This window comes from Clostridium cylindrosporum DSM 605, assembly GCF_001047375.1.
Taxonomy (GTDB): Bacteria; Bacillota; Clostridia; order Clostridiales; family Caloramatoraceae; genus Clostridium_AB; species Clostridium_AB cylindrosporum.
Window position 1 is genome coordinate 333507 of the sequence record NZ_LFVU01000028.1, and the last position, 22661, is coordinate 356167.

Below are 22661 nucleotides of genomic sequence, written 5' to 3' on the forward strand. Positions count from 1 at the left end.
TAATTTGATTAAATCATAATATCATAATATCATAATATTACAATATATAAATATAGAGATTTGTATTTTTTATTTAAATCTATTGAATATCTCAACGTTATATCGTAATATATAAATATAATAATATAAACAAATATGGATTTAAGAGAGGTAAACCTATGGATAAAGATTTTATGAAATACAATGAAAAAGCTGAACTCCTTAAGGTATTAGCACACCCTGTAAGACTATGTATTGTTATGGGGTTATCAGAGGTTGGAACCTGCAATGTTAGTCATATGCAAGATTGTCTTAAAATACCTCAGTCTACTCTATCACAGCATATACAAAAATTAAGAACTGCAGGAATTATTGAAGGAACAAGAAATGGCCTTGAAATTAACTATAAAGTTTGTAATCCAATAGTTCCTAAATTAATTGAGGCTCTATTTGACTTAAATAATCTTTAAAAATAAATTCATTCTATTATACAAATAATACTATTAGATAATTACAAGGAGGACTTTTTTATGGGTAAGAAGGTATTAATTGTCGGGGGAATTGCAGGAGGAGCGTCTACTGCTGCAAGACTAAGAAGACTAGATGAAAATGCTGAAATAATAATGTTCGAAAGAGATGAATATATCTCCTTTGCAAACTGTGGACTTCCTTACTACATAGGTGAAACAATTAAGGAAAGACAAAAACTCCTAATTCAAACACCTGAAAGCATGAGCAAAAGATTTAACATAGATGTAAGAATTAATAGCGAAGTTATAGGTATTGATCCAAATAAAAAAGTAGTTAAAGTAAAAAGTAAAGATAATGGGACTTATGAGGAAAGCTATGATTATATAGTATTATCTCCTGGTGCAAAGGCTATAAAGCCAAATATTGAAGGTATAGATAGTAATAAGATTTTCACATTAAGAAATATACCTGATACAGATAGAATCAAGTCATATGTTGATCAAAAGGATGTAAACTCTGCTATCGTTATTGGTGGTGGTTATGTAGGTGTTGAAATGGCTGAAAACCTAAAGGAAAAGGGACTAAATGTTACCTTAGTTGAAGCTGCACCGCATATTCTTTCACCATTTGATTCAGATATTATAGTTACAGCTGAAAAGGAACTTGAAGACAATGGAGTAAGTTTAATTCTAAATGATGGAGTTAAATCCTTTAATGATGCTAACAATAGCATCGAGGTGACTCTTAACAGTAACAAAAAAATTACTGCTGACTTAGTGATTCTTGCAATTGGTGTAACCCCTGATACTAGCTTTATAAAGGATAGCGGCATAAAACTTGGTGCTAAAGGCCATATACTAGTTAATGATAAAATGGAAACAAACATTGAAAATATATATGCTGTAGGAGATGCTATTGAAGTTGTTGACTTTGTTAACAAACAGAATACAGCAATACCATTAGCAGGACCTGCTAATAAGCAAGGAAGAATTGCTGCTGATAATATATGTGGACTAAATACTACATATAAAGGTACTCAAGGAACTTCTATAATTAAAGTTTTCGGTTTAACAGCTGCAAGTACAGGAAATAATGAAAGAACTCTAAAGAGACTTAATGTGCCTTACAAGGTTATTTATGTTCATCCTGCATCACATGCAACATACTATCCTGGTGCTATGCCTCTAACATTAAAGCTTATATTTAATGACAAAGGCAAGATTTTAGGCGCTCAATCCATAGGATATGATGGTGTAGATAAAAGAATTGATGTTATCGCGACTACTATGAGACTAGGTGGTACAGTACAGGACCTTACAGAACTTGAACTTTCCTATGCACCACCATTCTCCTCAGCTAAAGATCCTGTAAATATGGCTGGTTATGTAGCTGAAAATGTTCTTTCTGGAAAAACAGATATACTTACTCCAGAGGAATATCTAGAATATGATAAAGAAAATACTATTTTATTAGATGTACGTACAGAAATGGAATTTAATAATGGTCATATTGAGGGAGCTGTAAATATTCCTGTAGATGATTTAAGAAATCGTATTAATGAATTAGACAAGAATAAGGAAATTATTGAATACTGTCAGGTTGGTCTTAGAGGCCATGTTGCATCACGTATACTTTCTCAACATGGATTTAAGGTTAGGAATATAACTGGAGGTTATAAAAGTGCTTTGAGCTTAGACTCTATTCCTAAGAAATCTAACAATAACACTGATTCTAAAAAGCCAGTAATAAATCCAGATACTCAAACAGTAGAATCTGAAGTAGCTTTAGACAGTATAACCTTCGATAAATCTCTAGATGCCTGTGGACTTTGTTGCCCTGGTCCACTTGTACAGGTAAAATCATCTATGGATTCCCTTAATGAAGGTGAGGTTCTTAAGGTATCTGCAACTGACCCTGGATTTTATGAAGATATAAAATCATGGTGCCACCATACAGATTCTGAACTTATTAATGTAAGTAAGGATAAGGGAACAATTACAGCTTTCATAAAAAAAAACAATAACAACTCTAAACTAGATAACACTAATGCTAATCTAACTACTAAGGACAACAAAACCATGGTTGTATTTAGTGGTGACCTCGATAAAGCCATAGCTTCATTTATAATAGCAAATGGTGCTGCTTCAATGGGTAAGAAAGTTACTATGTTCTTTACATTTTGGGGGTTAAATATTCTTAGAAAACACGAGAAAGTATCTGTTAAAAAAGGCTTTATGGACTCTATGTTTGGCCTTATGATGCCAAGAGGAAGTAAGAAACTTAAGCTATCCAACATGAATATGATGGGTATGGGTGCTAAAATGATAAGAATGGTTATGAAAAATAAAAACGTAACTTCCCTTGAAGACCTAATTAAACTTGCCATGAATAATGGAGTGGAAATTGTTGCTTGCCAAATGTCAATGGACGTTATGGGACTAAAGAAGGATGAACTTATTGACGGAGTTAAAATAGGTGGAGTTGGCTACTATTTAGGTGAGGCTGAGGACTCTAACGTAAACCTATTTATATAAGTTTATTCAGGTGTGCATGTATAATTAAAAAGGGTTAGAGATATCATCTTATCTCTAACCCTTTGTTTTAAATCAATAGTATTATTAATATCTACATATTAATAACATTATGTTCATATCCATGTTTGAAAACTTTTCTTCATATTCTGTAACTATATTTCCTTCAAAATCACTAGTGTGAAGATCATATGTTACATACTCTAATGTAAATCCACATTCCTTAAAATACTCAACTGAATCATTGAAAAATTCCTCATTGTCTGTTTTTAGCCAAATCTCTGATCCTTTTTTAAGAAACTTCTTATACTTTTCTAAAAATCTTGGATGTGAAAGTCTTCTTTTATTGTGCTTTGACTTTGGCCAAGGAGTTGAAAAGTTAAGATGTATTCTATCTACTTCATTTTCATCAAAGACTTCATCTATAAAGGATATATCCATAGGAATTAATCTAACGTGCATCTCATCCTTTGATATTCCTTGCTCTTCAAATTCAGTTTCAACAGTTCTTTTAGCTGAAATCAAAACTTCATCCTTAAGATCTACCCCAATATAGTTTACTTCTCTATCTTTAGCTGCACTTCTAGAAATGAATCTTCCCTTTCCACAGCCTAATTCTAAATATATTGGCTTATCATTATTAAATTCCTTGTTCCATTTCCCCTTAAAATCCCTTGGATTGGTTATCACAAATTTTGTTTCTTCAAGTTCTGGCCTTGCCCACCATTTTTTCCTAAGTCTCATTATATCCTCCAATTTATCCTTTATACAATTTGTTTTTCTTCACCATTAAGCTTCATTCTGTATAATCTATATGGGTATCCATATGCAGCATTAGCAAAGTATAAGTATTCTCCTACTATATTTATATTCTCAGGAATATCATCACTAATCTTAGTATTATCACCACTATCAACTAACTTCTTATATAATTTTCCCTCATCAGAAATATTAGCATAGTAAATAGAATCCCCTAAAATATTAAAACTTCCAACCTTTAACTCAATAACATCTTCTATTTTGTTATTAAGAATATTTAATCTACAAAGCTTATAATTATATTCATCTGAAGTAAAGTATACATAATTTTTATCTACAATAATATTACTTGTTAACATATCTGAAAGCATTTCACTATTTTCACCAGAAGTATCAACTCGGTACATACTACCTGAACCATACCAATCTAAGTCCTCAGAACACTTAATATAATATATATATCCATCTACTAGATTTATTTTATCACATATATGTGAAGATATTTTTTTAATTTCAGAATTCCTTAAATCATACCTATATATACTATAATTATCAAGAAGGTTTATATAGAATATATACTCATCTGTTACAATAATATTTTCAACAGGACCATCTAATATCTTCTTTACATTTTCTCCATTGACATCAACACACTTTAATTCTCCAAGTAGTGTTACATAGTATATAGTGTCATTTATTATGTTAAGATATTTAACCTTATCATCAGTAATTTGAGAATACATCTTCCCACACACTTTATATAGGTCTTCACCTCTATAAACATTTACAAAGTATATATCCTCATTATACATAGCAGCTAAACCATTATTACATATATTTGATAAAGTATTACCAAGAATCATAACTTTCCCCTCCAAAATTGAATTTTGTTAAAGTCTGAAATAATCATTAAACTATCCACAGCTCGTGGGTAAGTATGTAATTATACATTTTCACATAGGCTTTAATTAAATACGAACTATAATCATATATATCATTTTAAAATATATGTATATATAAAATCAAGTTTTAAAAGGCTACCCTAAAGCTTTATACTAAAGTTTAAGGTAGCCTAATTATAACTTTAACTACTTATTAAAGTAAGTTTCTAATACCTTTTTAGCAGCGCTAGCTGCTCTTTTTCCTCCAACTCCACCATTTTCAACAACAATTGCTATTGCAATTTGTGGATCATTTGCAGGTGCAAATCCTATAAACCAAGCATGGGTTGCATTTTTACTAGCATCCTCTGCACTTCCAGTCTTACCTGCGATTTCAATTCCTCTTATCTTGGCGTTTGTGCCTGTACCATCATCTACAACACCAACCATGTAATTACTTAGTTTACTTGCTACATTCTCTGGCATTGCCTCAGATAGAACCTTAGGTGTCGGTTTATCTACAACTTTACCATATCTATCTTTAACTTCCTTTACAACGTAAGGAGTCATTACCTTTCCCTTGTTTGCTACAGCTGATGCTACCATAACCATTTGCATTGGATTCGCTGCAACATTATGTTGCCCTATTGCATCCTGTGCCATATATGATTTACTTTTTGGGTCATCAACCTTTATACTACCTGTTTTGATTGGAATCGAATACCTTAACATATCCTCGGATACGCTTTTATTAAACATAAACTTTTCCGCTGTTGAAATCAGGTTATCAAATCCAAGCTTCATTCCAAGGGTCCCGAAGAAGTAGTTACAGGATTTTTTTATAGCCTCAGCCATAGAAATTGCACCATGTGCTGTACCATGATAATCCTTTAATGTATAATTACCGATAGTTAGTCTACCATCACAATCAATTGAGGAGTTTGCGATATTGGGTATATGTTCATATGCAGCAGCCGCAGTTACTATCTTAAAAACAGAACCAGGTGGATAATACCCCTGTGATGCTCTATTAATAAGAGGTGTATCTTTTTCATCCTTATTATAGGTTTTGAACTTCTTATCAATATTTTGAGGGTCAAAGATAGGTGCTGACACCATTGATAGAATTTCTCCTGTTTTAGGGTTCATAGTAACTATAGCCCCCTTATCATCCCCTAGAGCACTAAGAGATGTTTTTTGCAAGGAATCATCAAGTGTTAAAACAACATCATTTCCTTTTTTATCATCCTTTTTAATACTTTCTTTAAGACTTCTGAATATACTACCAAATATATCATGTCCTGAGGACTTTCCCTGTAGATTATCATTAAAGGTATTTTCTATACCAGATTTTCCATATACATAACTGTTATATCCAACTATATGTGAAAATAATTCTCCTTGATCATATATTCTTTTTTGCGAACCATTACTTGTCCTTTCACTGTGGGCAATGACATTACCGTTTTTATCTAGTATGGACCCTCTTAGAACCTTATTTTCTTCTGCCCTTATTCTTTTATTACTTGGATCATCTAGTATTTTGTCTCCTACATATAGATTAAAATAGGTAAGATAAACAATAATACTAAAAAAACATAAAGTAAAAAAGAAAACTAGGGATTTTATATTCTTAGTAAGATTCATATTATCTTGATTCTTCATCGTCTATATCCCTTCCCATTTGAGAAATCTTTTGAAGTACTCCAAGTGCAACAAATGTAATAAGCATTGAGGTACCTCCATAACTAATTAGAGGCAGTGTAATTCCTGTTAAAGGTATCATCTTAGTTACTCCTCCAATTATTACGAACACCTGAAAAGCCACCATACTTGTAATACCAACTGCTACAAGTCTTGCATAACCATCCCTTGCATAAAGTGCTACTCTAAGTCCTCTATAAACTAAAATTAGGTATAAAAGTATTATTGCTAGTGCACCTATCATACCCATTTCCTCACATATAGCAGCAAAAATAAAGTCAGACTCAACTACTGCTACAAACTCAGGATTTCCAAGTCCAAGACCTGTACCGAATAGTCCTCCCGTTCCTATTGCAAACATAGACTGAACTATTTGATGACCTGCACCATATTTATCCTTCCATGGATCAATCCATATATCTACTCTTCTTTTAACGTGGTTAAATATAAAGTAGCTTAAAGTTCCTCCAATTGAAAAGAAGCCTATAGCTCCCCATATGTACTTTAGATTAGAAGTTCCTATATATAAAACTGTTGTAAAAATACCGAATATTATAAGTACACCTCCAAGGTCCTTTTCAACTACAAGAATCCCAAGGCCTATAAATATAGGTATTGCAAATTTTAATATATCTTTTTTATCTTTTATTTTATATATATTTGCAAGATACATTATTATAAAGAGTTTTGCAATTTCCGATGGTTGAAAACCAAACCCACCAATGGAAACCCAGTTTCTCGCTCCCATTTTCTCTTTACCAATCAAAAGAGGAAGCACAAGAAAAATTACCGCTCCTATAATAAACCATCTATCAAATTTCTCAAACCTTTTAATATCAGGCATAAATATCAAAATAATTATGTATATTGCCATACCTGCCACAATCCATGATAACTGCTTCATAGCAATGGATGGATTTAACCTATATAGCATAACAAGGCCAAATTGAGTTAAAAATGCAGGAACAATTAGAAGAAATTTATCTCCCTTAGGATAAAACTTCTTAACTATAAAATGAGCAACTAACATTAGTATTGAGGATAGTGCTCCTACAATTATAGCTTTAAAATCAAACTCTCCCTTAGATATGGAAAGTATGAAAAACATCAACATTGTTACTAATACAATACTTGCCATAACGGATTTTTCGCTTTTTATCATACCTCTACCTCTTATCCGATAACTTTAAAGATAACTCTACCTATCTCTATAAAATCCCCAATATATACTTCTTGAAATCCCTTTACAGGATCACCATTTCTTCTAGTACCATTGGTACTTTCTAAATCCTTAAGATATACTTTTCCATCCTTTAATATTATCTTAGCATGATAGCCAGACACAAATGGGTCATCTATAGAAATAGTATTAGTATCCTTTCGTCCTATTGTAATGGCTGAATGAATTGGGAAAACACTCCCCTTATTAATTCCTATATTCTCAGGTGAGTCTTCTACCTCAAGTGCGTAATTTAATTTTGGTTTCTTTTTTCTTTTAGGCTTTGTTCCTTTTACGTCTATATACATAACTTTTATTATTTTAAACAAAACTATATATATAAGACCCAGTACAACAAATCTAAGAATTAGTGAAAATTGCTCCATAAAACCACCCTTCTTATATGTTAATTTATCATAATACATTATAACACAAAACGACACATTTTAGATTACACTAAAGATAACATTATAAATTATAACCATTAAAATGATATTTTAAAATAGATTATCTAAATTAATAAATATATTGTATTTCATTACGTATTATGTTAGTATATTTCTTGGTCTGACATAAAAATCAAAAGGAGTGGATTGATACCATGGAAAAAACACTAGTACTTATTAAACCAGATGCAGTTGAAAGAAATTTTGTAGGAAAAATTCTTGCACTATATGAAGAAAATGGACTTAAAATAACTGAACTTAAGATGCTTAATGCTACAGAAGAATTAGCTAAGACTCACTATGCAGAACACGTTGAAAAGCCATTCTTCCCAGAAATTCTTGCTTATATTACGAGAAGCCCAATCGTAGCACTTATTCTTGAAGGAGAAGATGCTATTGCTAAGGTTCGTGCTATAAATGGTTCAACAGATCCTAAGGAAGCTGCTGAAGGAACAGTTAGAAACCTATACGCTGTTTCAAAGTCAGAAAACTCTGTTCATGCTTCAGATAGCGTAGAAAGTGCTGAAAGAGAAATTAAGATTTGGTTCTAATCTTATAAAAATAAAAGCTATCCATTAAATTGGATAGCTTTTTTTGTTAATTTATGATTTATTATAAAAAGAAAAGTTAGGAATTAGGATTAATACGTAGTTTTCCGTTCATTCTTTAGTATTAATCCATTATCCTAACTTTTTATATTATAATATTTCTTTCTTTATTCCCTTTTTAAGGATATTATCATAGTCAATAAATTCGAATATATCCTCTTCAAATAAACTGCTATATATCTTAAACTCTTCTAGAGTAATATCTTCAATAGCACAGTCCTTCTTCTCACAGTGAAGAACTATTTGACCTGATACTTTATGAGCATCTCTAAATGGCATTCCCTTATTAACAAGATAATCTGCTACCTCTGTTGCATTAAGGAATCCAGCCTTTACAGCCTTTCTCATATTATCTTTGTTAACCTTCATAGTAGAAATAACTCCGCACATTATTTCTAATGAAGCTGAAACAGTATCAAGTGCATCGAAAAACTGTTCCTTATCTTCTTGCATATCCTTATTGTATGCAAGAGGAATCCCCTTCATAGTAGTTAGCATTGACATTAAAGCCCCATATACTCTTCCTGTCTTTCCTCTAACTAGTTCCGCTGCATCTGGGTTTTTCTTTTGTGGCATTATACTACTTCCTGTTGAGAATTCATCGTCCATTGTAACGAATTTAAATTCTTGACTACTCCATAGTATAAGCTCCTCTGATAATCTACTTAGGTGCATCATTATAATTGAGAAAGCACTTAAAAGTTCAAGTACAAAGTCTCTATCTGATACTCCATCCATAAAATTATCTACAGGCTTTTTAAATCCAAGTTCCTTAGCTGTAAGTTCTCTTTGTATATCATAAGTTGTTCCAGCAAGTGCACCACAGCCTAGTGGACTTTCATTTAATATATCAATAGCATTTAAAAGACGCTTCTTATCTCTTTGAAGCATATTATAATATGCCATCATGTGGAATTTAAAAGTTACAACTTGGGCTCTTTGAAGATGAGTATATCCTGGCATTAGATAGTTATTATCTTCACCTTTAGTTTTTAGTACTTCTTGAAGACTTTCTACAAGAGCTGCTACTTCTCCCGCAGCGTTTCTTGCAAACATCTTAAGATCTACTGCAACTTGGTCATTTCTACTTCTTCCAGTGTGAAGTTTCTTACCAGTATCCCCTATTCTCTTTATAAGGTTTGCTTCTATAAATGTGTGAATATCCTCATATGAATCATCTATAACAAGTTCTCCACTTTCAATATCACCTAGTATTGAAGAAAGTCCCTTTAAGATATCATCCTTTTCCACTTCATTTAAAATACCTGACGCAGATAGCATGTTAACATGGGCTGAGCTTCCCTTAACATCTTCCTTATAAAGTCTTTTATCAAATCTAATAGAGCTATTAAAGTCCTCCATTATTTTGTTTTCTTTCTTTTCAAATCTTCCGCCCCAGAGCTTCATTTAAAATCCACATCCTTTTGTATCAATTATTTTTGGTTCTTAAGTTTCATTAGAGCCTTAGTCTTAACAGGCAGACCAAATAGGTTTATAAATCCTTCAGCATCCTTATGGTCATATAGTTCGCTTGCTCCAAATGATGATATTTCTTCATCGTATAGTGCATTTGGTGAGTCAATTCCTGCAACAAGTAGGTTACCCTTGTAAACCTTTAGTCTAACCTTTCCTGAAACTTCTTCTTGAGTCTTATCTATAAATGCATCAAGAGCTTCCTTAAGTGGTGTAAACCATTGACCATTGTAAACAAGTTCAGCATACTTCATTGAAACTTGTTGCTTAAATCCAAATGTTTGTCTATCTATTGTAACTCTTTCAAGTTCATCATGTGCTGTTAATAGTATTGTCCCAGCTGGAGTTTCATATACACCTCTTGACTTCATTCCAACTAGTCTATTTTCAACTATATCAACTATACCAATTCCATTTTCTCCACCGATTTTGTTAAGTTCCTTAACAAGTTCAACTGGTGAGTATGCTACATCATTAAGCTTTACTGGAATTCCCTTTTCGAATTCTATAGTAATGTAAGATACTTCATCCTTAGCCATTTCTGGTGGTACAGTCATTTGGTACATTTCTGTCTTGTGCTCATTTCTAAGATCTTCAAGATCTCCACCTTCGTGGCTTAGATGCCATAGGTTCTTATCTCTTGAGTAAATCTTTTCCTTAGTTACTGCAACTTCTATCCCTTTTGCGTTAGCATAATCAATTGCGTCTTCTCTTGATTTAATATCCCATATTCTCCATGGAGCTATTATCTTTATAGTTGGGTCGATTGATGCGATACCAACTTCAAAACGTACTTGGTCATTTCCCTTTCCTGTACATCCGTGACAAATGAATTTAGCTCCTTCTTTATGAGCGATTTCAACTAGCTTCTTAGCTATTAGTGGTCTTGCATATGCTGTTCCCATAGCATACTTACCTTCGTATAATGCTCCTGACTTTATAGCATAGTAAAGGTATTCTGTAACGAACTCTTCTTGTACATTTTCACAGTAAGCCTTTGCAGCACCAGATGCTATTGCCTTCTTTTCAACTTCCGCCATGTTATCTCCTTGGCCAACATCTACACACACTGCAATAATTTCTGCATTGTAGTTTTCCTTAAGCCATGGAATAACTATTGATGTATCTAATCCTCCTGAATATGCTAAAACAACTTTATCTTTCATAATCTTTTCCTCCCTAATCATATATATAAACAACTCTATGAATTTCTAACGTTTCAAACTCTATAAGCTAATTATACAACTCTATTTATATTTATTCAACACTTTTTGTAAAATTATTAGTATAATTTTTTCTATATAATGCTGTATATTAGATTTATCAAGCTATAGTAGTCATAGTCAACTTAAATATAAATTCATAATTCTCTAATATTTTTCAACATTTACATTATATTAAAATCTTTATGCAGGTTTTATGTATATATTCTATGATTATTTTTAATAATTACTTTTTATTTAATAATATATGTATGAATAATAATGCATATATAAATCAATATAAATACTTATATATATGTATTTATATATGTGAATAATCTAAAATCTTAAAATTCTAAGATTATAAAAACCTTACATACACAAATATCTTTATAAAATTTATTTTTTACGAAGATATTTGTGTTGTTTTTTTGTATTCATAGCATATAATAATCCTAAGTTTATATGATAAGGTCATCAGATGACTTTACAAATATATTTTCTTATCATCTATTATCAGATAATTTGTTTTCATAGAAGATAAATTTAGTATAATTAAGTATGAATTATACTTTAAATAAGGAGATAAAAATGGATAATAAGAAGATAAAAAGAATAAATAAAATTTCTGCTGTACAAAAGGGCCTAGAAAGTCTTAGGGAATATATAAAAACTACTGACAATCTACTTCTTCCTTCTGAGGATTATTTGTCACAATCCTTAGGGGTTAGTAGATTGACTGTAAGAGAAGCTGTAACAGTGTTAGAAAGAGAAGGAATAGTCTCAAGAATTCAGGGAAAAGGTACCCTAATAAATTCTTTTATTAAAAAGCTTGAAAATCGAATTGACCTAGGAAGTGATATTGAAGGATGTCTTAGGGAAAACGGTCTTGAAGTTGAATTTAAAGTAGTTTCCATAGAATCAAGACTAGCTACTACTAGTGAAATCCTTAAGTTAGAACTTGAGGAGGGAGATAGTATATTAGAAATTAAGAAAATCCTTCTTGGTAACAATGAAGCTGAAGCAATCTATATAGATAGAATACCTGAAAAACATTTAAAATCCACTAATTTTACTATTGAAGATTTTAAGCCTAGTATTTTTCCGGTTGTAGAAAGCTTATGTGAATGTACCATAACACACGACGTAGTTCATATTTATCCCTACAGTGCTGATAAGGAAATTTCTGAAATATTCAATATTCCAGAAAAAACCCCAATACAAAGCTATGAAGTTTTAGAGTATACTTCTGATGGCCTTCCTATTATGTATATTACTGAGTATTATAGTGGTAAATTTATAAGATTCACTCTTTGTAGAAATGTAAACTATAAAGCCTAATATCATATAAACTTAAGACGTATTAGCAAAAATGGACATTCTCTATTGGAAAACGTATCTTAAGGGGGGCTTTTAAATGAAAAAAACAAAACTTACTACTGTTCAATGGTTGTACAAAATAGCTTTGAACATTTTTGGTCTATTTTTATGTGGCTTTGGAATAGTTTTAACTGTTCAATGTGGACTTGGCGCAAGTCCATGGGATGTATTTCAAATCGGTATGACAAAATACTTGCCAATAACACTAGGCCAAGCATCTCAAATTATTGCCTTAATTCTTTTAGCATTTACTTGGTATAAAGGGGTAATTCCCGGAGTTGGCACTATTTTAAATGCTATCTTCATTGGTTACTTTATTGACTTATCATTTAAGTTCGGAATAAAAACACCAGAAACTATTTTAATGCAATCAGTAATGTTAATAGTTAGTATAGTTATCTTCGCCTTTGGAATAGTGTTATCACTTAAGGCGATGATAGGTGTTGGTACAAGAGATGCCTTAATGGAATACCTAATCGGTTCTATGAAAGTATCTGTAACCTATATTAGAGCTGGTATAGAACTTTTTGCTTTAGTTGGTGGTATTCTTTTAAACGGGAACTTTGGAAGTCCATTTGGAATTGGAACGGTAGTTGTTACAATTACCCTTGGCTATGTTATTAACTTTGCTGCAAAGGTTTTAAAATACGACTTTGATATTACAAATCATTATACCTTTAAGGATATGATTTCTAAAAATAAAAATGTAGTAGAAAATGAAACTACTATTTAAGTAAACTTAATAATAAGGGGGATTTAAAATGAAAAAGCTGCTTATAAAAAATATCCAAAACTTAGTGACTTGCGATTCAAAGGACGCTGTTTTAAAAAATGTTAACCTTTACGCTGAAGATGGAGTTATAAAGTATATTGGTACTGATACATTTGAAGCTGACGAAGTAATTAATGGACAAGATATGATTGTATATCCTGGTCTAATTAATACACATCACCATTTATATCAAACCTTCACTAGAAACTTACCAGAGGTTCAAAATATGGAGTTATTTGATTGGCTTATAACTTTATATGAAATATGGAAGGGCATAAATCCAGATATTATAAGATATAGCTCATTAGTAGGTATGGGAGAACTAGCTAAAAGTGGATGTACTACATGCTTCGATCATCACTATGTATTCCCTAAAAATGAAAGTGATCAATTTATCGATGTACAGTTTTCAGCTGCCACTGATCTTGGAATCAGAATGCATGCCTCTAGAGGTAGTATGGACCTTAGTAAAAAGGATGGGGGACTTCCACCTGATTCTGTTGTCCAAACAATTGATAAAATTCTTTATGACTCTGAAAGACTTGTTAAGAAATACCATGATAATAGCGAATTTTCAATGAGACAAATTGCACTTGCACCTTGCTCTCCTTTTAGTGTTACAGGGGATTTAATGAAAGAATCTGCAATACTTGCAAGAAAATTAGGAGTTAGACTTCACACTCACCTTGCAGAAACTCTAGATGAAGAAAACTTTACTTTAGAAAAATTCAAAATGAGACCACTTGAATATATGGAAAGTCTTGGCTGGATAGGTAAAGATGTATGGTATGCCCATGGAATTCACTTTAATGATGAAGAATTAAAAATACTTGCTAAAACTAAAACTGGTGTTGCCCACTGCCCTATTTCTAACATGAAACTTTCCTCTGGTATAGCTAGAATACCTGAAATGTTAGAATATGACGTACCTGTTGGACTAGCTGTTGATGGAAGTGCTAGTAATGATGGTTCTAATCTTCTTGAAGAATTAAGAGTTGCATATTTACTTCATAGACTAAATGCTAGTAATCAAGCACCTACTGGATATGATATTTTAAAGATAGCTACTAAAGGAAGCGCTAGAATTCTTGGTAGAAATGATATTGGTGAACTTTCTGTAGGCAAGGCTGCGGACCTTTTTATGATAAACATTAATAGACTTGAACTTGTTGGAACTCAATTCGACCCTAAATCACTACTTGGAACTGTTGGAATAAAGGGTCCTGTTGATTACACAGTTGTTGCTGGAAAAATAGTTGTGAAAGAAGGTAAATTAGTTACTATTGATGAAGAAAAAGTTGCAAGTGAAGCCAATAACCTTGTAGAAAAATTAATTAAAAATAGATAAACAATAAAAAGCTAAGATGTATTAAAAAATACATCTTAGCTTTCTTCTTCTACGACTTCTCCATCATTTCCACTTAACCTAAGGGCTGCACCTGCAAATGCACCTATAATCCCAATGCCTGTTCCACCACGTTCTTTAAGATATATACCACTTCTTAGGGCTAGTGAAAATAGTTCTGTCTTTGTTACTACTTGACTTTTAACCTTTAGTCCATATTCTATTATTTCATCCTTATTTATTAACTTATCCTCCATAATTACGCATATACCAGGATTTGAATACTCTGATGCATTTTCCTTTATTATGTCCTCTGCATCCTTTATAACATCCATGTAGTTATCTTCTATAACATCTGCCTTTATACATGTTGAAGTATTAGATGAATCGTATGTAATGGACTTATTAACAAAAAGCTTATGTCTTGTTATTTCCTCAGATGTTCCATACTTATTATACATAATATTTTTTACTATATATCTTGCAATTTTTTCTGTAATACTTTTATTAGATGAATTTTTTATATCGTCAATACATAGTAGAATCTTCATTTTAATTCCTCCTAAATATTTATATTCAAATAACATTTTACCCTATTCACCCTAATCTTTCATTATAAATTTTTATATAATAGCCATTAAAAATGTTTTTTCATATAATAGGGTGGCCCCTGTAGCATTTCTTGCTACAGGGGCCTTTGAATATTGTTATATAAAGTAATAGTTACCTTTAATTATAGACTTAAGTAGTCTTTCATTGTGTTGTATGTTATTTCATTATTTGAAGCTTCGATTGCCTTAATAAATGCCTTTGCAGTATCTATAGAAGTAAATACTGGCACCTTAAATTCAGCAGCCTTTCTTCTTATCTTAAATCCTTCCTTCGCATTGTTGTTACCTTGCGTTGGAGTGTTTATGATAATATCTATTTCTTCATTTGATATACTCTTCATAAATCCATCAAAGTCTACTACTTGACAGTCAATTCCATTTTCCTTTAGTACGCTTCCTGTTCCTTCAGATGAAATAACCTTGAAGCCTTTATTTACATATGATTTAATTACATCTATACCTTCAGTTTTATCTACGTTTCTTAGTGATACGTATACAGTTCCTTCCTTAGGTATCTTGATTCCTGATCCTATGAAGCCCTTAAGTAGTGCCATATCAAGATCTGTATCAAGTCCTAGCACTTCTCCTGTTGACTTCATTTCTGGTCCTAGGAATGTATCAACATCTGATAACTTTTCTGTTGAGAATACCGGAACCTTAACTGCATAGAAATTCTTATGTGGAAGAGTTCCTGTACCATACTCTGATTCAGTTAACTTCTTTCCAAGCATTGCGTTTAGTGCAAGCTTAACCATTGGAACTCCTGTTACCTTACTTAGTATTGGAACTGTTCTTGATGCTCTTGGATTAACTTCTATTACATATATATCCTTACCATCAAACACATACTGAATATTTACAAGACCTATTACATTTAGTCCCTTTGCAATCTTTTCAGTACTTTCAACAAGCTTTTTAACAACTTCATCTGATAGAGTTATTGGTGGATAAACTGTAATACTATCACCAGAGTGTATACCTGTTCTTTCAATGTGCTCCATTATACCAGGTATTAGTATATTTTCTCCATCACATATAGCATCTACTTCGATTTCTGTTCCTTGAATATACTTATCTACTATTAATTCATGCTCTGTTAGGATATTTGCAATTTCACTTAAGTATCCATCAAGTTCTTCACCTGAGTGAATAACTCTCATTGCACGCCCACCTATTACGTATGAAGGTCTAACAACTACTGGATATCCAATTTTTTCAGCGATTTCTGCTACCTTATCAGCATTATCTACTGCTATTCCATTTGGAACTGCTATATTAATTTCCTCTAAGAAGTTTCTAAATCTATCTCTATCCTCAGCCATATCTATTGAATCAACTGAAGTTCCAAGTATCTTAACTCCTGCATCTTCAAGCTTAGAAGCTAGGTTAATTGATGTTTGTCCTCCGAACTGTACAATAACACCTTCTGGCTTTTCTTTTCTAACGATGTTAAGGACTTCATCTATAAATAGTGTTTCGAAGTATAGCTTATCAGCTGTGTCAAAGTCTGTACTTACTGTTTCTGGATTGTTGTTAATGATGATTGATTCATATCCTGCATCCTTAATAGCCCATACTCCATGTACACAGCAGTAGTCAAATTCTACCCCTTGACCTATCTTAATAGGACCTGATCCTATAACTATTATCTTCTTCTTATCAGTTATAACATTTTCGTCTTCTTTTTCATAACATGAGTAGTAGTATGGAGTTTTAGCTTCAAATTCATTTGCACATGTATCAACCATTTTGTATACTGGGTAAATTCCATGTTCATCACGAATTGCCTTTAATTCTTCCTTGCTACTTCCTGTTAGAGCCACTATTTCATCATCTGAGAATCCCATTCTTTCAGCTTCAGCAATAATGTCCTTATCTTTCTTTCCTTCGATTAGCTTATTTTCAAGTTCTACTATATTCTTGATTCCGTTTATGAACCATTTATCTATCTTAGTTATTTGGAATATTTCATCTATGCTTACGCCAAGTCTTAATCCTTGTGCTATTGCAAATATTCTTTCATCATCACAAAGCTTAATCTTTTCAATTACTTCTTCTTTATTAAGCTTTATTATTGCTGGGTTTCTAAGTCCAGTAAATTTTACATCTAGGCATGATATTGACTTTAGAAGTGCTGACTCGAAAGTTCTATCCATAGCCATAACTTCACCAGTTGCCTTCATTTGAGTTCCAAGTGTTCTCTTTGCATATGCAAACTTTTCAAATGGCCACTTTGGAATCTTTAGAACTATATAGTCAAGTGTTGGTTCAGCAAATGCACTTGAAGTTTCAGTTACATAGTTTTTAAGTTCATCAAGACTATATCCTATAGCTATTTTAGCTGCAATCTTAGCGATTGGGTATCCAGCTGCTTTTGATGCTAGTGCGCTTGAACGACTAACTCTTGGGTTAACTTCTATTACAATATAGTTGTGACTTTCAGGATCTAATGCAAACTGTACGTTACATCCACCTTGTACATCTAGTGCTCTTACTATCTTAATAGCTGAGTTTCTAAGCATTTGGTGTTCCATTTTTGTCATTGTTTGACATGGTGCAATAACTATACTATCTCCAGTATGAACTCCAACTGGGTCGATGTTTTCCATGTTACAAACAACCATACAGTTATCCTTTGAGTCTCTGATTATTTCGTACTCAATTTCCTTCCATCCTGCAACACTTCTTTCAAGAAGTACTTGGTGTATTGGGCTTAGTGATAGACCTCTTTCACAGATTTCTTCAAGCTGTTCCATAGTCTCAGCTATACCACCACCTGTTCCTCCAAGTGTGTATGCAGGTCTTACAATTAGTGGAAGTCCAGCTTCTTCTCCAAACGCTAGACACTCTTCTAATGAGTTAGCTATAGTACTTACTGGAATTGGTTCACCAATTTCAATCATAAGGTCCTTAAATGCTTCTCTATCTTCCGCCTTCTTTATTGTTTCACTGTTTACTCCAAGAAGTTCAACATTGTACTTGTCTAGTATTCCTTCTTCCTTTAGCTTCATTGCAAGGTTAAGACCTGTTTGCCCACCAAATCCTGCACAAACTCCTTCTGGTCTTTCCTTAGCTATAATCTTTTCAACTGATTCAACATTTAGAGGTTCAATATAAACCTTATCAGCAATGTGTTCATCAGTCATTATTGTTGCAGGGTTTGAGTTAACAAGAACTATTTCTATTCCTTCTTCTTTAAGTGACTTACAAGCCTGTGTTCCAGAATAATCAAATTCTGCTGCTTGCCCTATAATTATTGGACCTGATCCTAATATCATTAACTTCTTATAATTCTTTTTCATAAAGCCTAACCCTCCACACTCATAAGATTAATAAATTTGTTTAGTAGGTAATCTGTATCTGATGGACCTGGTTCTCCTTCAGGAATAAATTGCACTGCAAATACTGGTTTTGTAGCGTTTTTAATTCCTTCTACTGTTCCATCATTTAGGTTGATGTGTGTAACTTCAATTTCTGTTTCTTTTATGCTGTTTTCATCTACTGCATATGCGTGTGATTGTGATGTTATAAAACACTTTCCAGCATCTACATCACGAACTCCGTGGTTTGACCCTCTGTGTCCATAACTTAATTTATATGTTTTAGCACCTTGCGCTAGTGCTACAATATTACATCCTAAACTTACTCCAAATACTGGCTTTCCAGCTTCAATAAATTTCTTAGTAAGTTCTATTACTTCAACTGCTTCCTCAGGGTTTCCTGGGCCATCAGTTAGGAATATTCCTTGTGGGTTAACGCTCATAATTTCATCAAAACTTGCACCGTATGGGAATACTGTAACTTTACATCCTTTTTGGTTAAGAGCCTTAAGAACGCTTCCCTTTGTTCCAAGGTCAATTGCTGCTACGTGGCATCCGCTTCCTTCTACTGTATAAACCTTATCAGTTCCAAGTTTTTTCATGCTATCTACTGCTGGAGTATACTCATCCATTAGCTTCATAGCTTCTTCCTTTGATATATCTTCAGTTGTTATAACACACTTTTGTGTTCCATTTTCTCTGATTATTCTAGTTATGCTTCTTGTATCTATATCTTCAACAACTACTACTTTATTTTCTGAAAGCATGTTGTTAAGTTCTTCAATACCCATGAAATTTGAAGGTACTCTACAAATAGTCTTAACTATTAGACCCTTAACATAAACTCCCTTTGACTCATTGAATTCTGAGTTTACACCATAGTTTCCTATTAGAGGATATGTCATTGTTATAATTTGTCCTGCTGCTGATGGATCTGTGATTATTTCTTGATATCCTGCCATTGAAGTATTAAATACTATTTCTCCAACACTTGTTCCTTTATGACCAAGACCTTTTCCTTCGAATACGCTACCGTCTTGTAGATATATAATACCCTTCATTAAATCTCACCTCTTATATTTATTGTAATCTTTCTTTATTTTTCGTTCTTATTGTAAGTAATTATACATTATGACTTATAACTATGCAAGAGATGTTTTTTGATTTTTTTCATTTTTTCCAAGGATATTCCCCCTTTGCTAGTTTTAAACTAGTACCTAGCAAAAAAACCTCTTTGCCAACTGACAAAGAGGTTACACTCCACCTTATATCTAGAGATAGACCCACCACCCCTAGAGTATAGATTTTATTACTTTGTCAGCCTCTCTGGACTGAATTAAAAGCACTAGTTTTTAATTTTTCTATCGTTATGTTACCACATTTATCTTGGTAATTCAACAAAATTATTTTATATCTTGATATATTTTTATAATATTAAATATGAATAATATTTAGTATTATCCTATATAATAATCTCTATATTAAATTATCATTCTAATAAGTTATTAAACATTATAATATTAGTGTTATAAATATTCATTTATAAACATCAATTTCCTATTTACCAATTAATACATATTTATATGTAGCTATTATTTCTCTAAGTATTCCCTTCAATTCTATGAATATATGGTCACTAAGTATAAATCCTTTGTAACTTGCATTTATATTAAACTTACTTGCTATACTTGCTGCTCTTCTTAAATGATATCCGTTAGATACTACAACTAGGCTCTTGATATTAGATTTCCCCATTAACACTTTACTATACTTAAAATTTTCATATGTAGAGGTAGATTTATCTTCTAAAATTAGATTATTAGAATCCACACCCTTTTTTATAAAAAACCTTCTCATAGCTTCAGCTTCACTAATATCTTCCCCTTTACCTTTTCCTCCAGATAATATTATCTTTTCACCATATCCATTATTATAGAGCGCAAGCGCTGTCTCCATTCGTCTCTCAAGTGACAGTGATGGCTCCTCTCCCTTTACTCTACAGCCAAGTACCATAATTGCATCGCTTTTCTTTACTTCCTTATTTGCAAATGAATATATTTGATATCCTGTATACATCATTAATATTGAAAATAAACATAATAAAACAATAAAAACCTTTACTACTTTTTTCATAATTATCTCCTTATATTACTTATAAAACAAATTATACCACATTAAATTTACTTTATAAGTAATATAGCCACTCTTTTTACAGAGTGGCTAAAAAACTATGCTTGTTTCTTATTATACTTAAATAGAAGTCCAATTAACATACCAACTATACTTGGAATAATCCATCCAAGACCAAAACCTGCTAATGGAATCTTTGAAATCATAGTATTAACAGATTCAATTGGTAATTTTGCTATAGTTAAAGCATCAAATAAACTAACCACAAATGCACCTATAACAGCGCCTTTGTATACGTTTTTATTTCTAATGAATTTATCAAATACAGTTAATACCATAAGTACAGCAGCTACTGGATAAAGTAGTACAAGTACAGGTACTGAAATCTTAACTATAGTGCTTACACCAACTACAGACATAACACAACTGAATACAGAAACTATTATAACCATAGCTTTGTAACTTACTTTTCCCTTAGTAAGGTTACTAAAGTATTCTCCACATGTAGCTGTTAATCCAACTGCTGTTGTTAAGCAAGCTAAAGCAACTGCTACTGAAAGAACTGACTGTCCAGTTGTTCCAAGTAGAGACCTAGCTATATTTATTGTTAAAGCAGTTTGGTCCATACCCGCTTTATATACGCCACTAGTTGTAGCACCTATATATGTTAATCCACCGTAAACGATTATAAAACCAATAGAAGAAACGATACCAGCTTTAATAGTTAAGCTAACTTGACTCTTAATATCTGAATATCCTTTATCTACAAAGTACTTTATTACGATACCTGCAAATACTAGAGATGCAAGTGCGTCCATTGTATTATAACCTTCTATAAAACCTTTTCCAAATGATCCTGTAACACCTGTATTAATAGGTGTTCCAATTGGTGTTATAATACCCTTTACTATAATAACAAGTAGTGCGATTAATAAAAATGGTGTTAGTATCTTACCAACCTTATCTACAACAGTAGTAGGATTTATAGTAAAGTATACAGTTATTAAAAAGAAAATAATTGAACAAATAGTAATCATTAAAGTTGAACTTGTTCCAACGAATGGTTTAATCCCAACTTCAAATGTAGTAGCAGCAGTTCTTGGAATAGCAAATAGTGGTCCTATTGCAAGTAAAATCGCTATAGCAAACACCTTACTAAATCCTTTACTTACCTTATCTCCTACATCTCTAACTGATCCTCCTGCCTTAGAAGCAGCTATAATTCCTAGTAGTGGTAGTCCTATACCTGTAATTATAAATCCAATCATGCCTGGTAACCAAGCGTCCCCTACTGAAAGCCCTAGTGAAGGTGGAAATATTAGATTTCCTGCTCCAAAGAACATAGCAAATAGAGCAAACCCAACAATAATTATGTCTTTAAATGACTTATTCATTTTTCTTCCCCTTTCTTAATTTCTAATAATTTGTTTAGATTTTTACAATATGCAACTTAAAAATTAGTTAAATTATAAGGCCTTAAATAAAAATAACTAACAAAGATACAAAATGCCTTAATCTATAGTTTATATAATTAATACATTTTTATCCTAAACTTCTAAAGCACTATATTATCAAAATAATCATGCAATACGTTTTCTTAATTTTACCAAAAACATGATAACATTACCTATTGCAACAAAAAAATTGTTTTTTCATAAAAGTATTATCATGTAATGTATATTTTTGTTTAATTTTGCATAGTGTTGATTATAACTATAAAATTATTAAATGTAAACCCTTTTACTTTTTCATTATTATTTTATAATCACACATTAACACTTTTCTTAATATTTATCTCTAATAACTAATATATTTTTCGCATTATAACAA

The 22661-nt window shown here is 32.0% G+C and carries 18 protein-coding genes; 6 read left to right on the top strand and 12 right to left on the bottom strand.

Features of this window, described 5'->3' with window-relative positions; translation table 11 throughout:
• Nucleotides 1–158 precede the first annotated feature (158 nt).
• Nucleotides 159–449 (top strand): ArsR/SmtB family transcription factor, encoded by a 291-nt coding sequence (locus CLCY_RS12415; protein WP_048571461.1) that lies wholly within the window; start codon nt 159–161, stop codon nt 447–449.
• Between the two features lie 60 nt (nt 450–509).
• Nucleotides 510–2984, top strand: a complete 2475-nt coding sequence (locus CLCY_RS12420; protein WP_048571462.1) for a CoA-disulfide reductase — start codon at nt 510–512, stop codon at nt 2982–2984.
• A gap of 84 nt (nt 2985–3068) precedes the next feature.
• Here CLCY_RS12420 and trmB read toward each other — a convergent pair whose 3' ends face one another.
• The 5 genes from trmB to CLCY_RS12445 form a co-directional block, all read right to left on the bottom strand.
• Nucleotides 3069–3725, bottom strand: coding sequence for a tRNA (guanosine(46)-N7)-methyltransferase TrmB (trmB, locus tag CLCY_RS12425; RefSeq protein WP_048571463.1), 657 nt, complete (start codon nt 3723–3725; stop codon nt 3069–3071).
• A gap of 20 nt (nt 3726–3745) precedes the next feature.
• Nucleotides 3746–4603: a DUF5050 domain-containing protein gene (locus tag CLCY_RS12430; RefSeq protein ID WP_048571464.1), complete on the bottom strand. Its 858-nt coding sequence runs from the start codon at nt 4601–4603 to the stop codon at nt 3746–3748.
• Between the two features lie 225 nt (nt 4604–4828).
• Entirely contained in the window at nt 4829–6286 is a 1458-nt protein-coding gene (locus CLCY_RS12435; RefSeq protein ID WP_048571465.1) for a peptidoglycan D,D-transpeptidase FtsI family protein, read from the bottom strand.
• Nucleotides 6270–7487: an FtsW/RodA/SpoVE family cell cycle protein gene (locus CLCY_RS12440; RefSeq protein ID WP_048571466.1), complete on the bottom strand. Its 1218-nt coding sequence runs from the start codon at nt 7485–7487 to the stop codon at nt 6270–6272. The genes CLCY_RS12435 and CLCY_RS12440 overlap by 17 nt, the downstream gene beginning before the upstream one ends.
• Nucleotides 7488–7498: 11 nt before the next feature.
• A complete protein-coding gene (locus CLCY_RS12445) occupies nt 7499–7930 on the bottom strand; it encodes an FHA domain-containing protein (protein WP_048571467.1) in 432 nt (143 codons plus the stop codon).
• Between the two features lie 215 nt (nt 7931–8145).
• Between CLCY_RS12445 and ndk the strand changes: the two genes are divergently transcribed.
• Complete coding sequence (ndk, locus tag CLCY_RS12450) at nt 8146–8541, top strand: nucleoside-diphosphate kinase (protein WP_048571468.1); 396 nt, start codon at nt 8146–8148, stop codon at nt 8539–8541.
• Nucleotides 8542–8688: 147 nt separating this feature from the next.
• Here the strand turns inward: ndk and argH are convergent, their stop codons facing one another.
• Both argH and CLCY_RS12460 read right to left on the bottom strand, forming a co-directional pair.
• On the bottom strand, nt 8689–10005 hold the full coding sequence (gene argH / locus CLCY_RS12455) for an argininosuccinate lyase (protein ID WP_048571469.1): 1317 nt from the start codon (nt 10003–10005) through the stop codon (nt 8689–8691).
• 26 nt (nt 10006–10031) lie between these two features.
• Nucleotides 10032–11237, bottom strand: coding sequence for an argininosuccinate synthase (locus tag CLCY_RS12460; protein WP_048571470.1), 1206 nt, complete (start codon nt 11235–11237; stop codon nt 10032–10034).
• A gap of 627 nt (nt 11238–11864) precedes the next feature.
• Between CLCY_RS12460 and CLCY_RS12465 the strand changes: the two genes are divergently transcribed.
• The 3 genes from CLCY_RS12465 (at nt 11865) to CLCY_RS12475 (ending at nt 14773) form a co-directional block, all read left to right on the top strand.
• Nucleotides 11865–12614, top strand: a complete 750-nt coding sequence (locus CLCY_RS12465) for a GntR family transcriptional regulator (protein WP_048571471.1) — start codon at nt 11865–11867, stop codon at nt 12612–12614.
• 76 nt (nt 12615–12690) lie between these two features.
• On the top strand, nt 12691–13386 hold the full coding sequence (locus CLCY_RS12470) for a YczE/YyaS/YitT family protein (RefSeq protein ID WP_048571472.1): 696 nt from the start codon (nt 12691–12693) through the stop codon (nt 13384–13386).
• Nucleotides 13387–13414: 28 nt separating this feature from the next.
• The gene (locus CLCY_RS12475) at nt 13415–14773 is read left to right on the top strand and encodes an 8-oxoguanine deaminase (protein ID WP_048571473.1); all 1359 of its coding nucleotides are present in this window, start codon (nt 13415–13417) and stop codon (nt 14771–14773) included.
• A gap of 35 nt (nt 14774–14808) precedes the next feature.
• On the opposite strand, the gene CLCY_RS12480 is transcribed toward CLCY_RS12475, so the two are convergent.
• The 5 genes from CLCY_RS12480 to brnQ all read right to left on the bottom strand — a co-directional run bounded on the left by CLCY_RS12480 (nt 14809) and on the right by brnQ (nt 22225).
• Entirely contained in the window at nt 14809–15321 is a 513-nt protein-coding gene (locus CLCY_RS12480; RefSeq protein WP_048571474.1) for a hypothetical protein, read from the bottom strand.
• Between the two features lie 182 nt (nt 15322–15503).
• Nucleotides 15504–18683, bottom strand: coding sequence for a carbamoyl-phosphate synthase (glutamine-hydrolyzing) large subunit (gene carB, locus CLCY_RS12485; protein WP_048571475.1), 3180 nt, complete (start codon nt 18681–18683; stop codon nt 15504–15506).
• A 5-nt stretch (nt 18684–18688) separates the two neighbouring features.
• Nucleotides 18689–19762 carry a glutamine-hydrolyzing carbamoyl-phosphate synthase small subunit gene (gene carA / locus CLCY_RS12490; protein ID WP_048571476.1) on the bottom strand — a complete coding sequence of 358 codons (1074 nt, stop codon included), beginning with the start codon at nt 19760–19762 and terminating at the stop codon, nt 18689–18691.
• A gap of 496 nt (nt 19763–20258) precedes the next feature.
• Entirely contained in the window at nt 20259–20834 is a 576-nt protein-coding gene (locus tag CLCY_RS12495) for a YdcF family protein (protein WP_053083330.1), read from the bottom strand.
• A gap of 95 nt (nt 20835–20929) precedes the next feature.
• The gene (brnQ, locus tag CLCY_RS12500) at nt 20930–22225 is read right to left on the bottom strand and encodes a branched-chain amino acid transport system II carrier protein (protein ID WP_048571477.1); all 1296 of its coding nucleotides are present in this window, start codon (nt 22223–22225) and stop codon (nt 20930–20932) included.
• Nucleotides 22226–22661: the final 436 nt, after the last annotated feature.

Excerpts from the sequence above, each read along its gene's own strand:
- CLCY_RS12440 (WP_048571466.1), bottom strand. The coding sequence starts at position 7,487 with ATGATAAAAAGCGAAAAATCCGTTATGGCAAGTATTGTATTAGTAACA.
- CLCY_RS12435 (WP_048571465.1), bottom strand. The coding sequence starts at position 6,286 with ATGAAGAATCAAGATAATATGAATCTTACTAAGAATATAAAATCCCTA.
- carA (WP_048571476.1), bottom strand. The coding sequence starts at position 19,762 with ATGAAGGGTATTATATATCTACAAGACGGTAGCGTATTCGAAGGAAAA.
- CLCY_RS12445 (WP_048571467.1), bottom strand. The coding sequence starts at position 7,930 with ATGGAGCAATTTTCACTAATTCTTAGATTTGTTGTACTGGGTCTTATA.
- CLCY_RS12460 (WP_048571470.1), bottom strand. The coding sequence starts at position 11,237 with ATGAAAGATAAAGTTGTTTTAGCATATTCAGGAGGATTAGATACATCA.
- CLCY_RS12465 (WP_048571471.1), top strand. The coding sequence starts at position 11,865 with ATGGATAATAAGAAGATAAAAAGAATAAATAAAATTTCTGCTGTACAA.
- CLCY_RS12470 (WP_048571472.1), top strand. The coding sequence starts at position 12,691 with ATGAAAAAAACAAAACTTACTACTGTTCAATGGTTGTACAAAATAGCT.
- CLCY_RS12480 (WP_048571474.1), bottom strand. The coding sequence starts at position 15,321 with ATGAAGATTCTACTATGTATTGACGATATAAAAAATTCATCTAATAAA.
- ndk (WP_048571468.1), top strand. The coding sequence starts at position 8,146 with ATGGAAAAAACACTAGTACTTATTAAACCAGATGCAGTTGAAAGAAAT.
- argH (WP_048571469.1), bottom strand. The coding sequence starts at position 10,005 with ATGAAGCTCTGGGGCGGAAGATTTGAAAAGAAAGAAAACAAAATAATG.
- CLCY_RS12495 (WP_053083330.1), bottom strand. The coding sequence starts at position 20,834 with ATGAAAAAAGTAGTAAAGGTTTTTATTGTTTTATTATGTTTATTTTCA.
- carB (WP_048571475.1), bottom strand. The coding sequence starts at position 18,683 with ATGAAAAAGAATTATAAGAAGTTAATGATATTAGGATCAGGTCCAATA.
- brnQ (WP_048571477.1), bottom strand. The coding sequence starts at position 22,225 with ATGAATAAGTCATTTAAAGACATAATTATTGTTGGGTTTGCTCTATTT.
- CLCY_RS12415 (WP_048571461.1), top strand. The coding sequence starts at position 159 with ATGGATAAAGATTTTATGAAATACAATGAAAAAGCTGAACTCCTTAAG.
- CLCY_RS12475 (WP_048571473.1), top strand. The coding sequence starts at position 13,415 with ATGAAAAAGCTGCTTATAAAAAATATCCAAAACTTAGTGACTTGCGAT.
- CLCY_RS12430 (WP_048571464.1), bottom strand. The coding sequence starts at position 4,603 with ATGATTCTTGGTAATACTTTATCAAATATATGTAATAATGGTTTAGCT.
- trmB (WP_048571463.1), bottom strand. The coding sequence starts at position 3,725 with ATGAGACTTAGGAAAAAATGGTGGGCAAGGCCAGAACTTGAAGAAACA.
- CLCY_RS12420 (WP_048571462.1), top strand. The coding sequence starts at position 510 with ATGGGTAAGAAGGTATTAATTGTCGGGGGAATTGCAGGAGGAGCGTCT.